Origin of the sequence: Polycladomyces abyssicola (assembly GCF_018326425.1) — a bacterium.
Taxonomy (GTDB): Bacteria; Bacillota; Bacilli; order Thermoactinomycetales; family JIR-001; genus Polycladomyces; species Polycladomyces abyssicola.
Genome location: NZ_AP024601.1, coordinates 1,507,864 through 1,521,976 on the forward strand (window position 1 = coordinate 1,507,864; position 14,113 = coordinate 1,521,976).

Below are 14,113 nucleotides of genomic sequence, written 5' to 3' on the forward strand. Positions count from 1 at the left end.
GCATACATTTGGGATATATTTTAAAAGATAGGTTAAGGTAGGGGGATCAGTGATGAGACTCCAGGATATGATAAAAACTGTATATCACCCTCGCGACGGACATCGTCGAAAGAGAAACAGCAACCGAAAAGAAAAGGGCTGTTCAAATTAGAGGAAATTTGTGGATTTCACTTTGGGGAAAGCGGGGTCCAGGATGGACATCATAGACAATAAGATCACGGAGAATCAACAGGAACAGAAGCAAACAGTATTCACTCACAAACGAATCTTTTTCTGCAGGGAAAAACTGCACATGAACGGTTTCCGCTGTTTCGATAGGATCTGTCTGATCTAGCCTCAACGGCGTTTTTTTTTGGTCTTTTTGGTGACACATTTCCGCTCGCCTTGTGAATCTCTCATCAGATGGATAAGATGTGAATGAGGTGAAATGATGGAGCGATTGCAAAAGGTCTTGGCACATGCGGGGGTGGCCTCGCGCCGGAAATGCGAAGACATGATTTTGGAAGGACGGGTTCGTGTCAATGGTGAAACGGTCACGGAGTTGGGGAGAAAGGTAGATCCGTTGCTGGATCAGATCGAAGTGGACGGCAAACCGATCATGACAGAACGGAAGCGGACCTTTCTATTCTATAAACCACTTCGTGTGATCACCAGCATGTCCGATCCGCAGGGACGTCCAACGGTGGCCGATTATTTTCGTGAGATTGACGAACGGGTGTACCCGGTGGGCCGATTGGATTACGATACCGAAGGATTATTGCTGATGACAAATGACGGAGAGTTGGCCAACCGGTTGACGCATCCCAAATACGAGGCGGATAAATGTTACTTGGCCACGGTAAAAGGACATCCGTCGGAGGAACAGTTGGATCGGTTGCGCCGCGGTATTCGTCTGGAGGACGGCTGGACCGCTCCGGCTCAAGTACGCCGGGTGAAGGATCGTCGCAACACCACCGTATTGGAGATCGTCATCCACGAAGGGCGTAACCGCCAAGTCCGTCGTATGTGCGAGGCGATCGGCCACCCGGTGGTTCATCTGATCCGGACGCGGATTGCCTTTTTGACACTGGGATCGATGAAACCGGGAACCTATCGCGAGCTGAAGCCCCGTGAACTGGAACGGCTCAAGCGGTTGTTGTATCTCTAGATCTTTCAAACAATCTTCAAATTGGCCAAAGGGTGCAAAAAATGGTCACGATTATAATAAAGAAAGGGATTCCATGCCGTAACGGGGGTCGATCAGATGGAAAACACCAAATGCGTATGCGGACACAATAACCCCGTCGGTACCATACTGTGCGAGTACTGCGGAAAACCGTTGGAAGAGGACCATGATGAGAAACGTCCGTTGGAGATGAGATATGAGGGGAAGGCTCGCCGGTCACAAACCTATCAAACGACGTGGTTTGATCGGGTGTGGAACTTTTTTTCTTCGGTGAAAGTGGCGATCATCCTGATCATCATCACGTTGATCGCTTCGGCAATCGGCACGATTTTGCCACAGGAGCGTTATATTCCGTCACCCGATCCCGCTCAATATTACGTGGAGCAATACGGATTTTGGGGTGAGTGGTTCTACAAGCTGGGCCTGTCCAGCATGTATGATTCATGGTGGTATGTCACGTTGCTGGCCATGATCGGCATCTCATTGGTCGTATGCAGCTTGGATCGTGTGGTCCCGTTGTACAAAGCGTTGAAAAACCAGCAAGTGACCAAAGACCTCACGTTCATATCCCGCCAAAAAGTGAGCCATACGCTGGAAGTACCAGAAGAAGAGCGGGATGGATTGCTCGATCGGTTGGTAACCCAATTGCAAAACCGTCGGTTTCGCGTGCGTCGGGAAGGACATGCCCTGTTGGCCGAGAAAGGAAGAATCAGTCGTTGGGGCCCCTATATCAATCATATCGGGTTGATTCTCTTTTTGTTTGGTGCTTTGTTGCGCTTGGTACCCGGTTGGTACCTGGACCAATTTGTATGGGTGCGTGAGGGCGAAATGGCCAAGGTGCCGGAAATGCCCTATTATGTGAAGAATAATAAGTCGGAAGTGGAGTTCTACGATCCGAAGGAACTGCCAAGTAAAAAGGCGAATGCCCAACCGACTGTGAAACAGTACAAATCGGATATCACATTGTTACGGCAAGATCCGCGGACCGGGCGTTTGGAACCGGTATCACGCAAGGTAATCATGGTGAACCATCCGATGGAATACAAGGGATTGATGCTGTTCCAATCGGGATTCCAGCCCAACCAGCCCGTATCGTTACAGATGACGGTGACAGACAAGAAGACGAATAAAAGCGTCGGTACGTTTACCGTCAATCTGTATCATCCCAAAGAATCCTACCCGCTTCAAAACGGGGGGACTGTGAGGATTTTGAACTATTTCCCTGACTTCACGATGGAGGGGGATCGGCCGGCGACCAAGTCGGAGTTTCCCAACCGTCCGGCATTCGTTTTTGAGGTGATCACGCCGGAATTGAAGCAGGGTGAGAAGTCCTGGATGATCGCGCAGACCAACCTGGACGATATCAACCGAAACAATCGATATGACATCAGTATGACCGGTTTGCAGGTGGTCGATCAGTCCGGACTGATGGTACGCGTGGACAAAAGCTTACCCGTTATCTTTTTCGGCGCGGCGGTCTGTATGATCGGTTTGGTGATGGGCTTCTACTGGCAACATCGACGGGTCTGGCTGCGCTGGCACGAGGGCAGACTGTATTTGGGAGCTCATACCAACAAAAACTGGTTCGGACTGAAACGCGAGGTGGAACAGATCACTGAACGGGCAGGCCTTAAGTTGTCTTTGACCCAGCTTGGGCAGGAGTGATAGAAAATGGATTGGGAAAAAGTAATGGAAAATCTGTTGTTGTGTACGTTTTTTTTGTACGTGTTGGCTTCGGTCGTGTTTGTCATCGCCATCGTGGGGAAAAAGTGGAGTACAGGTGAAGAAGTGCACGTGCGGCGATGGTCCCGGATGGGCATCATTCTCACCATCGTGGGCGTGTTTTTTCAAGTGATGTTCATCATCACGCGGATCATCGTCGGTGGCCATTTTCCCACCAGCAACATGTTTGAATTCGCTTCGTTCCTGTCGTTTACAATCGTGCTTGCGTTTATCGTCATTTTCTACATTTATCGGACGGTCGTGCTTGGTGCGTTCGCCATGCCGATCGCGGTGATCATGTTGGCGTACGCTTCCGTGTTTCCGCGGGACGTGGAGCCGTTGATTCCGGCGCTGCAAAGTTATTGGCTGTACATCCATGTCACCACCACGGCGTTGGGGGAAGGGGCGTTTGTCGTCGGATTCGTGGCCGGTTTGATCTATCTGATTCGTGCTGTCGGTCACGAACGGGGAACCACCGGTGCCGCCGTGTTGGAGGGAACCCTCCTCGTGTTGGTGATGCTGATCGGCTTTATTCTCACCAGTTTTGCGTTTTCGATGGCTGGTTATCATGCGGAGATCCAACACACCTTTGAAGGACAGCAATTGGTGCAAGTGTACGAGATGCCGCCGATCGTGGGACCTAACGGCGGAGAAGTATTGCGGATGCAGCCATTTTTGGGGATGACGCATCCGTTGTTTGAAGCACCGTCTTGGATGCAGGGGCAGGAAGCGGCCCGCAAGTTCAATTCGGTAATCTGGTCTGTGCTGTCCGGGACGGTTCTCTATGGTTTGATCCGATTGGCGTCACGCAGACGGATCAGTGAGCTGCTTCATCCCATGGTGAAAAATGTCTCGCTGGAGATGGCCGATGAGATCAGCTATCGTGCCATCGCCATCGGATTCCCCATCTTCACGCTGGGCGGCCTGATTTTCGCCATGATCTGGGCCCAGGAAGCATGGGGGCGTTTTTGGGGATGGGACCCCAAAGAAGTATGGGCGCTCATCACCTGGCTGTTTTACAGCGCCTATCTGCATTTGCGCCTTTCCCGTGGTTGGCACGGGCTGAAGTCCTCCTGGATGGCGGTGATCGGATTTGTCATCATCATGTTGAATCTGATTGTGATTAACTTGGTGATCGCCGGCCTCCATTCTTATGCATAAACCGTGAACGACGAGGTTGTGCCAGTGAGGTGAAGGTTGATGGAAAAGCGGGAACGTATTTTGATCGTGGATGATGAGGACCGCATCCGTCGGTTGCTCACCATGTATCTGGAGCGGGAGGGGTACGAAATCGAGGAGGCGGAGGACGGAGAAACCGCCTTGTCCAAAGCGTTGGAAACCGATTACGATCTCATCGTGCTGGATCTGATGCTGCCGGGGATGGACGGAGTGGATGTCTGCCGCGGCATTCGTAAGAAAAAGGCGACCCCGATCATCATGCTGACTGCCCGGGGAGAAGAGGGAAACCGGGTGGAGGGGTTTGAGGCCGGGGCGGATGATTATGTGGTGAAGCCGTTCTCTCCACGCGAGTTGGTGCACCGGGTCAAAGCGGTTTTACGCCGTTCGTCGGCCACTGCGTATCTGAAAACAGACACCGAGACACACAACGTGATCGTCTTCCCCGATCTGACGATCGATCATGATGCGCACGAGGTGCGTGCGGGTGGCAAAACGGTGCAATTGACACCAAAGGAATATGAGCTGCTCCATTATCTCGCCCGTTCGCCGGACAAAGTGTTCACGCGGGAAGAGTTGTTGCGCGATGTGTGGCAGTATGAGTTTTTCGGTGACTTGCGCACTGTAGACACGCACATCAAACGATTGCGTGAAAAACTGAACCGCGCCTCTTCCAAAGCGGCCAAGATGATCACAACCGTGTGGGGCGTGGGGTATAAGCTCGAGGTGCCGAAGGATTGATCTGGAGAAGTGTTGTCGGCAAGCTGTGGCTGACTATCATCGGTTTGGTCACGCTCCTCTTGGTGATGCTGAGTGCGTTCCTGAGTGACCAAGTGGAAAAGACCCACCAACGCAGCCAACAGGAAAACCTGTTGGCTTTGGCGCATAAGATCCAGCACGATCTGGAGAAAAAAGGGGCGAAACGCGGGACGTACTTGCGTGACATGCTGCGGATCTCGGAGTTGTTCGATACGTACATGATTGTACTCGGACCGGACGGGGCTGCAGAGCCGATCGGCGTTTCGCCTACCATCGCCAACGTTCCTTGGCAACAGCTACTGGAAAAGACGGACATCGACCGTGTGTTGCGCGGTAAAACGGTGGTCATGAAAGACAGGGTGTTTGTGGAAGAAGGCGAAGGGATGCCGTTCCCTCTTTTTAAAGAGGACATCCTGATGGTGGCCGTACCGCTGAAAAATGGATCCCAAATTGAGGGAGCGGTGGTGCTCTACCGAACGCAGAACCAACTGCAAAGCGAAACGGATATCAAAAAGTGGATCTACTACTCCGCTATTATCGGATTTTTTCTGACGACAATTTTCGCTTTCTTCCTTTCCACCCGGATCACCCAACCTCTGAAGCAGATGAAAAAAGCGGCGGAACGAATGGCAAAAGGGGAATTTAACATTCGTGTTCCCGTTCGGCAGCATGAACGGGATGAAATCGGGGATTTGGCGGCCACATTCAATCGTATGGCAGAGCAATTGGAGGAGCTGGTTCACGCTCTCTCCCATGAAAAAGAACAGTTGGCCAGTATTTTGCGCAGTATGGCCGATGGTGTGATCACGCTGGATGCCAATGGGCGCGTTGTTCTCACCAACCCACCGGCCGAACGATTCTTGGCCGCCTGGGCGGACGAAATGTCGGAAACCCTCTCGGACGACCCAAAAGAACGCTTACCATTGCCCTTGCGGGAGATTTTTGAGACGGTCGTCGAGGACGAACAGGAACACTTCGGCGATATCGAAGCGCACGGACGTACATGGGCGGTGGTGATGGCCCCGCTGTATGCGAATGAACAGGTACGCGGCGTGGTGGCCGTGTTGCGCGATGTGACGGATGAGCGTCGCTTGGACAAGTTGCGCAAGGATTTCGTCGCCAACGTCTCTCATGAATTGCGTACACCACTGGCCATGCTTCAGGGGTATAGCGAAGCACTGTTGGACGATATCGCCCAGTCACCCGAAGAACGGCGTGAATTGGTACAGGTGATTCACGACGAATCGTTACGAATGGGACGTTTGGTACGGGAGCTGCTGGATTTGGCGCGGATGGAAGCGGGACATATCGAAATCGTGCGCTCCAGCTTGCGGGTGTCGGAATTGGTGGAACGTCTGTTGCGCAAGTTCCACACGATCGCCCGGGAACAAGGTGTGCAGCTTGAGGGCGAAGTGGAGCCGGATCTGCCAACTGTCTATTGGGATGAAGACAAAATGGAGCAAGTGTTGACCAATTTGGTGGACAATGCGATCCGCCATACGTCCCGGGGCGGCAGGGTGTCCCTGCAGGCGATGCGGACCAACGGTTCCGTGCGCCTCATCGTTCAGGATACGGGCTCCGGTATCCCAGAGGAAGATTTGCCGTTCATCTTCGAACGGTTTTACAAAGCGGACAAAGCCCGGACCCGTGGGCAGGCGGGAACGGGATTGGGACTGGCGATTGTCAAGCATATCGTCAATGCCCATGGCGGAAATGTGACCGTCACCAGCAAGGTGGGCGAAGGCACGACGTTTGTGGTGCAGCTTCCGATCGGCACTCCCACCGACGCAACGGGAGAGAGTGAAAAAGGACGCGGTTGATCCGCGTCCATTTTTTCATTTCTTTTGCTCTGTCGGCGGGACTTGCGGGCGCATGATCACCTGATTGTAAATGACACCGGGCGGTGCGGTGACGACATGCCAAACCGTTTCCGCGACGTGTTCCGGTTCAAGGTAGTACGGTTTGACGGAACCCCCGAAAAACTCCGTTTTAATCGATCCGGGGCAAATCGCCGTCACTTTCACTTCATGTGGTTTCAATTCCTGCGTCAGCACGTCGTTCAATGCCATCAGGCCGAATTTGGAAGCACAGTAGGCGCCGCCTCCCGCAAAGGTGACTGTACCGGCAACGCTGGAGATGTTGACGATATGTCCCTTATGTCGGATCAGATGCGGGATCGCATGTTTTGAGAAAAGAAAGGCGCCTTTGAGGTTGACGTTCATCATGGCATCCCAATCCTCTACGGACAATTCGTGAACGGGAGCGAATCGGCCCAATCCGGCGTTGTTGACCAAGATGTCCAATCGACCGCATGTCTCCACAGTGTAGGCGATCGCATCCCGCACTTCCGCCTCTTTGGTTACATCGCAGACAAACGGAAGGATCCGTTCCGGATTATTTTTGGCCAATTCCTTTAACAATCCTTCACTGCGTGCGCATGCCACGACAGTGATACCGCCTTCTGCCAGCCGCAAGGTGATCGCTTTGCCCAATCCTTTGCTGGCACCTGTAACGACGGCAACGCGTTGTTCGCTCATGTATAACTCCCTCCTTAGGCTGTGTGTGTGAAACGTCATGTCTGATCAATATCGTCATGGTAACACGCGCCGAGCGAAGGAGACAAGGCGAGCGGCAGGCACTGAACATCAAACAAAACTCCTTCGCTTTGGCGAAGGAGTCCATTGTTGGGAGAAGAATCTTATCTGTATCAGCTGCTGAACGGGCCGGAGTAGTTTAAAGATCGATTTCCCTGACTGAACGAATATCGTCCAATTGCGCCAACTGCGCCAGGATGTCGGGGGAGACCGGTTTGTCGACGGTCAACATCATGATGGCTTGTCCTCCGATTTGTTTGCGTCCCACCTGCATCGAGGCGATGTTGACGTTACGGGTCCCGAGAAGGGTACCCACCCGACCGATCACGCCGGGTTGGTCCTGGTGCTGGATAAGCAGCAAATGTCCTTCCGGTACTACGTCGATCGGATACTCATCCACTTTGACGATGCGCGGTCCGAAGCCGTTGAGCAGGGTGCCTGATACTTTCCGCTGTTCTTGATCGGTGGTGATCTCCACAGTGATCAGGTTGGTGAATCCGCGCGTTTGCGACGTTTTTTGTTCGGTGATGTTCACACCGCGCTGTTGCGCCAGGAATGATGCATTCACATAGTTGACGTCAGACAGGTGATAGGACAGGGCGCCCTTGATGATCATTCGGGTGAGCGGTGCGGTGTCCAGTTCCGTCAGTTCGCCCGAATACGTGACGGTCACCGTATGCAACGCACCCGGCGCAGCCTGGGCGATAAACCGGCCGAGGCTTTCGGCCAGGGTTTGATACGGCGCCAGTTTTTCCTGCAACTCCACCGGGATGGACGGCAGGTTGACGGCGTTTTTAAACGGTTCACCCCGCAAGATGTGAAGGATCTCTTCCGATACGTCAATCGCTACGTTCTCTTGAGCTTCCACGGTGGAGGCGCCCAAATGCGGGGTGACGATCACCTGCGGCAAGTCGAATAGCGGGTGATTGCCGGGCGGTTCTTGTTCAAACACGTCCAGCGCGGCACCAGCCACTTTTCCGGTCTGGATCGCTTCCAACAGCGCGTGCTCGTCAATGATACCGCCGCGGGCGCAGTTGACGATGCGTACGCCGGTTTTCATTTTTTCAAACGCTTCCTGGTTGATCAGGTGGCGGGTTTCTTTGGTCAAAGGCGTATGAACGGTAATAAAATCCGCTTGGGCGTACAATTCGTCCAAGGTGGCCTGGGTGACGCCGATTTTTTTGGCACGTTCCGCAGTCAGATACGGGTCGAAAGCGACCACTTTCATGCCGAATGCGTGAGCCCGTTTGGCCACCTCTGTTCCGATGCGGCCCAAACCTACGATCCCGAGGGTTTTCTTGCGCAGTTCCACGCCGACGAACTGCTTCCGTTTCCATTCGCCACTGATGGTCGACCGGTATGCTTGCGGAATATTGCGCGCCAGTGCGATCAACATGGCAAAGGTGTGTTCCGCTGTGGAGATCGTGTTGCCGTCCGGTGCGTTCACCACCACCACTCCGCGGCTGGTGGCAGCGGCAACATCGATGTTGTCGACACCCACCCCGGCGCGGCCGATGGCTTTTAGTTTTTTGCCGGCCTGGATCACTTCGGCGGTGACCTTGGTCTGGCTGCGGACGAGCAAAGCGTCGGCATGTTCAATCTCGACCAACAATTCCTCAGGGCTCAGGCCAGTCTTTTTCACGACCTCTACGTCTTCTGCCTCGAGCAGACGCTCAATGCCTTGATCACTGAGCGGATCCGTGATGAGTACGCGATACATTTGCCCATACCTCCTCGCAAGCTTTTACGGCGGAACCCAGTTCAACCGGCACGCCCAGGCGGAACAATGCCAGTTCGATGGCGTTGAAAACGGTCAATACGTCCAGCGGATCGCAGTACCCCATGTGACCGATGCGGAAAATCTTTCCTTTCAGGTGTTGTTGTCCACCGGCGACGACGACGCCGATCTGGCGCAATTCTTTCCGGAATGCTTCCACATCCAGTTGCCCTCCGCCTTTGACCGCGGTTACGGTGGGAGAAGCGAACGCATCCGGGGCCAACAGTTCCAAACCCAATGCGCGAATCCCGGCGCGTGACATCTCCATCATCAGGCGGTGGCGCGCCACGATGGCGGAAAATCCTTCTTCTTGGATCAGGTTGAGCACTTCTTTCAAGCCGAACAGCAATGAAACGGCCGGTGTGTATGGGGTAGTCTGCTTGGTCAAATTGTCGCGATAGGCGATGAGGTCCAGGTAAAACCGTGACCGTGGATTGCGCTCGATCACTTCCCATGCCCGGTCGCTGACAGCGATAAATGCCAGACCGGGTGGCAACATCAATGCTTTTTGTGAACCGGTCACCATGATGTCGACGCCCCATTCGTCCATCCGGCAGTCCACTGCACCCAAACAGCTGACGCCGTCGACGATCACAAGCGCGTCGGAATGTTGGTGAACGGTACGGGCAAGCTCACGGATCGGGTTGAGCACACCAGTGGACGTTTCGCAGTAGGTGAGAAATACCGCTTTGACCTGCGGATGCTGCTGGAGGAACTCAGCCAGTACTTCCGGTTGACAGGCTTCACTCCAGGGAATGTCCAAACGACGCAACGTAATCCCGTAGCGCGTGACGATCTTGGCGAATCGATCACCAAACGCGCCCGTGACGACAACGGCCGCTTCCTCTCCGGGGGCGACCGCGTTTACGACGGCCGCTTCCAGAGCCGACGTCCCGCTGCCGGTGACGATGAGTACCGGTTGGTCTGTTCCGAACACGGGTTGTAACCGTCGGCTGTTTTCTACCACCAAACGGGAACATTCCCCGCTGCGATGTCCGATCATCGGTTGATTCATGGCCCATTGCACCCGAGGGGGGATCGGTGTGGGACCAGGGATGCGCAAATGCGTTTTGTCTGCGAGCGGCATACTGTTTCCTCCTCCCGAAATTTGAACACAATCAAAAAGCCTCTCGTCTGCACACCTACTCCTATGGCAGGTGAGGGACGAGAGGCTCGTGGTGCCACCCTCATTCGCCGCAAGTTTGCACTTGCAGCCTCGGTGGGTCTGCCCAAAGGCGACCCTGGGATAACGGCTCCGCCGTTCCGGCCTACTGCCTGCTCAAGGGTTCAGCCGGACAGCTCCAGAGTGCTCCACGGCAACGGACCACCGGTTCGCAGCAACCACCGGCTCTCTGAGGGTTCCGTTTTACCGCTTGGCTCCATCCTCGCTGTTAACACGGGATTCAAGCTTATCGGAAAGTTTGGGATTTACTTTACCATGGACACATAAAGGTGTCAACAGCTTAAAATGTGAACGTTTATTGTCGTTGAGGAATGGAACGTTCGTTATTCGCTTGTCTTGGCGTGAAAAGTGGCCGAATTGTCTTCGCTCTCTGTTCAGCTCAATTTTCTTTGTGATACGATGGAGGGGCGCCATATCGGACTTGTCTCGGAAATTGGAGATGAAGGAGGGGGGAGCATGCAGGGAACCGGGACCTTTTTGACGGCGGATCTCAACGACAGTCAGAAGGCTGCAGTGACGCACGGGGAAGGGGCTGCTGTTGTGTTTGCGGGTCCTGGAAGCGGCAAAACGACGGTGTTGACGCGCCGTGTGCTGTATTTGTTGGAACAAGGGGTGTCACCCGAACGGCTGATGGTGGTCACCTTCACGCGTGCCGCCGCAAGGGAAATGAAAAATCGTTTGGTGCAAGCGGCGGGAAGACCGCTCAGCGGATTGTGGATCGGCACATTTCATTCCCTTTTTTTATCCCTGTTGCGTCGGTCAGGACGTTCCGTTCCGCGTTTGCTGAAGGAAACGGAGCAGACGCAGTGGTTGCGGCAACTGTTGATCGAGCGGGAACAGCTGGCCGATGATGAGGCGGTATCCACTTTGCTCAACCAGATCGGTTTGTGCAAAGGGAATTTGATCTTGCCCGATCGGTTAAAGGTGAAAAAGGAGAAGAACATCCTGTTTCGCGACCTGTACCAAGCGTATGAATCGCGCAAACAACTGAGCGGAGTGTGGGATTACGACGACATCCTCGTTGAAACGTATCGATTGCTTCAGGACCCCCGGCAACAATCCGTGTGGTGCGGTTATTGGGAACATGTCCTGGTAGATGAATTTCAGGACATCAACCGGGTGCAATTTGAGACATTGCGTATACTTGCTCCGCCCAGCGGCAATCTGTTTGTCGTCGGGGATGACGATCAGGCGATCTATTCCTTTCGCGGCAGTGACCCGCGATTGATGCAGGAGGTTCGCACATGGTTTTCTCCCTGCCGAACCATTGTACTGTCCACCAATTACCGCTCCACCGAATCAGTCATCGCACTGGGCCAACGATTGATTCGCCATAATCGCCGCAGACAAGAAAAAACATTGACCGGTACAGGCAAACAGGGACCCGACCCGGTGTGGATGGAGCCGGCCGACGAGGAAGAAGAGGCGCGGCAGATTCTCGCCCGATTGGACGACGGGGTGGAAACGGCGGTACTGTATCGGACGTCGACCCAGGCCCGCGCGATGATCGACGCGTTGGTGCGGGCGGATGTGCCGTTTGCGGTGGCGGAGGGGGATGCGTCTTTTTACCGTCGTTGGCAAGTGCTCGACGTCATGGCTTATCTGCGGTTGGCAGATAATCCGAACGATTTGGATGCACTGGTACGGATCATCAACAAACCGAAGCGGTATCTGTTCGGGGAGGATTGGATGGATCAGGTGTGGACAATCTCCCAAAAGACGGGTCAATCGCTGTTACAAGCATTGGCGGATCTTCCCGGTTTGGAATCCTACCAGCGGCGGCTGTTGCAGAAGTTGGCTATGGATGTGGCAGCGTTGCGAGGGATGAATGCCTCAGAGGCAGTTGCCTATATCCGGGAACAAATCGGTTACGATGCGTTTCTCTCATCGTTTGCCCAAGATACCGGCAATGACGAATCCGCGGTGAAGGAACCTGTGGAGGAGCTGGCGGTAGCGGCGACTCAGTTTTCCGGTCGGGACGAGCTGTTGCACCATGTTACCAAAGTGAATGAGGTCGTATCCCATCGACCGGAACAACCCCGTGTGCACTTGATGACGTTTCACCGGGCGAAAGGGCTGGAATTTGACCGTGTATTCCTGATTGGCCTACATAGCATGGTACTTCCGCATCGACGCAGTTTGCAGGTGCCTGAACACAAAAAAGCGGAAGCGTGGGAAGAGGAACGGAGATTGTTGTATGTGGGCATCACGCGGGCGAGAAGGGAGCTGTTCCTGTCGGTCAGTCGGACACGTCAAGGCAAACGGGTGGCACCGTCTCCGTTTTTGCGGGAGATGGGATTTGCAGGCGGATCGGATCGGAAGGAGGGAACGGCCGAGGAAGGGAAGCGGATGCCATCCGTGTCTGTATCGGTATCTTCATCACGGCGTCCGCAGCCGCAGCAGAAGTTTCACGGCGAGGCCGTCCGCGTGGGTGATCGGATCCGGCACGTTAAATGGGGAGAAGGAGAGGTCATCGAAGTGGCGCCGATCGGCGGGGTCGCCCCCGGACGCAAGGTTGTCATTCGCTTTTCCGCGGGTGTCCAATCCTTGCATTACGAGTTGTCACGACAGTTGGGGTTGTTGCTGCCGGAAGAATGATGTGGGTTTAGTGGACATCGTGTTTGACGGTGTCCTGTTTTTTTATCAAGAGCGAGCGGGAAAACCCAGTCCTTCAGGGTTGGGATGAAAGCGAGCGCCGGCATGACTGAAATTGTATAGATATCTCGGGATGGGGGTCTAAGAGGTGAATAAGTTGGATTGGCAACTTTTAAGGGAAAAAGTGATGGAAAGTATTCATGAGAAGAAGGAAAAAACTCTTGTCGGTATAAAGGAAGTTTTAGCAAAAAATCATCTTGAAAAACGAATTGTCTCTTTTTTGATACTGAGCTGGATGGTGAGTTTTTAGCTGTGGTGGCCTATTCAGTCGAAAGTATCTCGCACCCCTATCCTCATCCACTCCATATAATCTCGGTGGATCTTACTCAATACATCGACTTTGATGAGTTACAGTTAGACGAGGAGGAAGATGAGGATACGGAGCTTGAAGATGAGCTGATTGAATTTGGTCGAAATTATTTTGTTAAATGGTTTGCTTCGATTCATTCATTTTCCGGTTGTCCTCCTTTGCTGTGCCGTTTCCGCTGGCGGTGTTTGCGCACGTTCATCCGGTTTCCGCATGTGCGGTGATCGCACCAGCGGCGGCTTCGGTTTCTGCTTTCGTCGTAAAACACCCACAAACATTGGCGGTTTTCACAAATTCGGATGCGTCCCGCATCATGCCGGACGAGCAATTCGGCCAAGGAGGCGACGATTTCCGAAGCTACCCATCGCCAGTCCGATTGGTCGGGAAGCAGTTTCCAGCCATATCCGCCATTTTTCGAGTCCAATACTCTGTAAACTGGGACTTGGCGCAAGTATGTGTTGATTTGATGTAAGTCCTCTTCATTTAATTGTTTTCCCTCAGCCAATTTTTCCACCCAAACACGTAGCCGAGAACGGAGCGCTTTTAACTCTTTTCGATCCGTCTCTGTGATCGGTCGGTTCACTGTCATCCCCCAATCAGCCATCACATTTTCCCACCAGCCGGGCTTGTCCAATCGGTCTTCCAGGGAGTCGTCTCGAATCCCGTCTCGCCATTCGCTGTTGAGAAAATCCATGAACAAAAATCGCATGAAACACTTCCCCTTTGTCATCGAAAGGATGAGAATCCTCATTTGTTGTAATAAGTATAAATAATT

11 protein-coding genes and 1 other annotated feature are annotated in these 14,113 nt (G+C 53.6%); of the genes, 7 read left to right on the forward strand and 4 right to left on the reverse strand.

The window, feature by feature from the left end; genetic code table 11:
• The first annotated feature begins 430 nt into the window (after positions 1 to 430).
• The 5 genes from KI215_RS07490 to KI215_RS07510 all read left to right on the forward strand — a co-directional run bounded on the left by KI215_RS07490 (position 431) and on the right by KI215_RS07510 (position 6,642).
• Positions 431 to 1,147 (forward strand): pseudouridine synthase, encoded by a 717-nt coding sequence (locus KI215_RS07490; RefSeq protein ID WP_212774900.1) that lies wholly within the window; start codon positions 431 to 433, stop codon positions 1,145 to 1,147.
• Between the two features lie 96 nt (positions 1,148 to 1,243).
• Positions 1,244 to 2,830, forward strand: a complete 1,587-nt coding sequence (locus tag KI215_RS07495) for a cytochrome c biogenesis protein ResB (RefSeq protein ID WP_212774901.1) — start codon at positions 1,244 to 1,246, stop codon at positions 2,828 to 2,830.
• A gap of 6 nt (positions 2,831 to 2,836) precedes the next feature.
• Complete coding sequence (gene ccsB, locus KI215_RS07500) at positions 2,837 to 4,048, forward strand: c-type cytochrome biogenesis protein CcsB (RefSeq protein WP_212774902.1); 1,212 nt, start codon at positions 2,837 to 2,839, stop codon at positions 4,046 to 4,048.
• 39 nt (positions 4,049 to 4,087) lie between these two features.
• Positions 4,088 to 4,804, forward strand: a complete 717-nt coding sequence (locus KI215_RS07505; protein WP_212774903.1) for a response regulator transcription factor — start codon at positions 4,088 to 4,090, stop codon at positions 4,802 to 4,804.
• Entirely contained in the window at positions 4,801 to 6,642 is a 1,842-nt protein-coding gene (locus KI215_RS07510) for an ATP-binding protein (RefSeq protein WP_420830175.1), read from the forward strand. Before KI215_RS07505 ends, KI215_RS07510 begins: the two co-directional genes overlap by 4 nt.
• A gap of 15 nt (positions 6,643 to 6,657) precedes the next feature.
• Here the strand turns inward: KI215_RS07510 and KI215_RS07515 are convergent, their stop codons facing one another.
• From KI215_RS07515 to KI215_RS07525, 3 genes are all read right to left on the reverse strand, one after another.
• Complete coding sequence (locus tag KI215_RS07515) at positions 6,658 to 7,359, reverse strand: SDR family oxidoreductase (RefSeq protein ID WP_212774904.1); 702 nt, start codon at positions 7,357 to 7,359, stop codon at positions 6,658 to 6,660.
• Positions 7,360 to 7,555: 196 nt separating this feature from the next.
• Entirely contained in the window at positions 7,556 to 9,136 is a 1,581-nt protein-coding gene (gene serA / locus KI215_RS07520; protein WP_212774905.1) for a phosphoglycerate dehydrogenase, read from the reverse strand.
• Positions 9,102 to 10,280: a pyridoxal-phosphate-dependent aminotransferase family protein gene (locus KI215_RS07525; protein WP_212774906.1), complete on the reverse strand. Its 1,179-nt coding sequence runs from the start codon at positions 10,278 to 10,280 to the stop codon at positions 9,102 to 9,104. Before KI215_RS07525 ends, serA begins: the two co-directional genes overlap by 35 nt.
• Before the next feature lie 70 nt (positions 10,281 to 10,350).
• Positions 10,351 to 10,588: a binding site (T-box leader), on the reverse strand.
• A gap of 244 nt (positions 10,589 to 10,832) precedes the next feature.
• Here KI215_RS07525 and KI215_RS07530 point away from each other — a divergent pair.
• Complete coding sequence (locus tag KI215_RS07530) at positions 10,833 to 12,974, forward strand: ATP-dependent helicase (protein WP_212774907.1); 2,142 nt, start codon at positions 10,833 to 10,835, stop codon at positions 12,972 to 12,974.
• A gap of 145 nt (positions 12,975 to 13,119) precedes the next feature.
• Positions 13,120 to 13,281, forward strand: coding sequence for a hypothetical protein (locus tag KI215_RS07535; protein ID WP_212774908.1), 162 nt, complete (start codon positions 13,120 to 13,122; stop codon positions 13,279 to 13,281).
• Between the two features lie 193 nt (positions 13,282 to 13,474).
• Here KI215_RS07535 and KI215_RS07540 read toward each other — a convergent pair whose 3' ends face one another.
• Complete coding sequence (locus KI215_RS07540) at positions 13,475 to 14,047, reverse strand: CGNR zinc finger domain-containing protein (RefSeq protein WP_212774909.1); 573 nt, start codon at positions 14,045 to 14,047, stop codon at positions 13,475 to 13,477.
• Between the last annotated feature and the right edge of the window lie 66 nt (positions 14,048 to 14,113).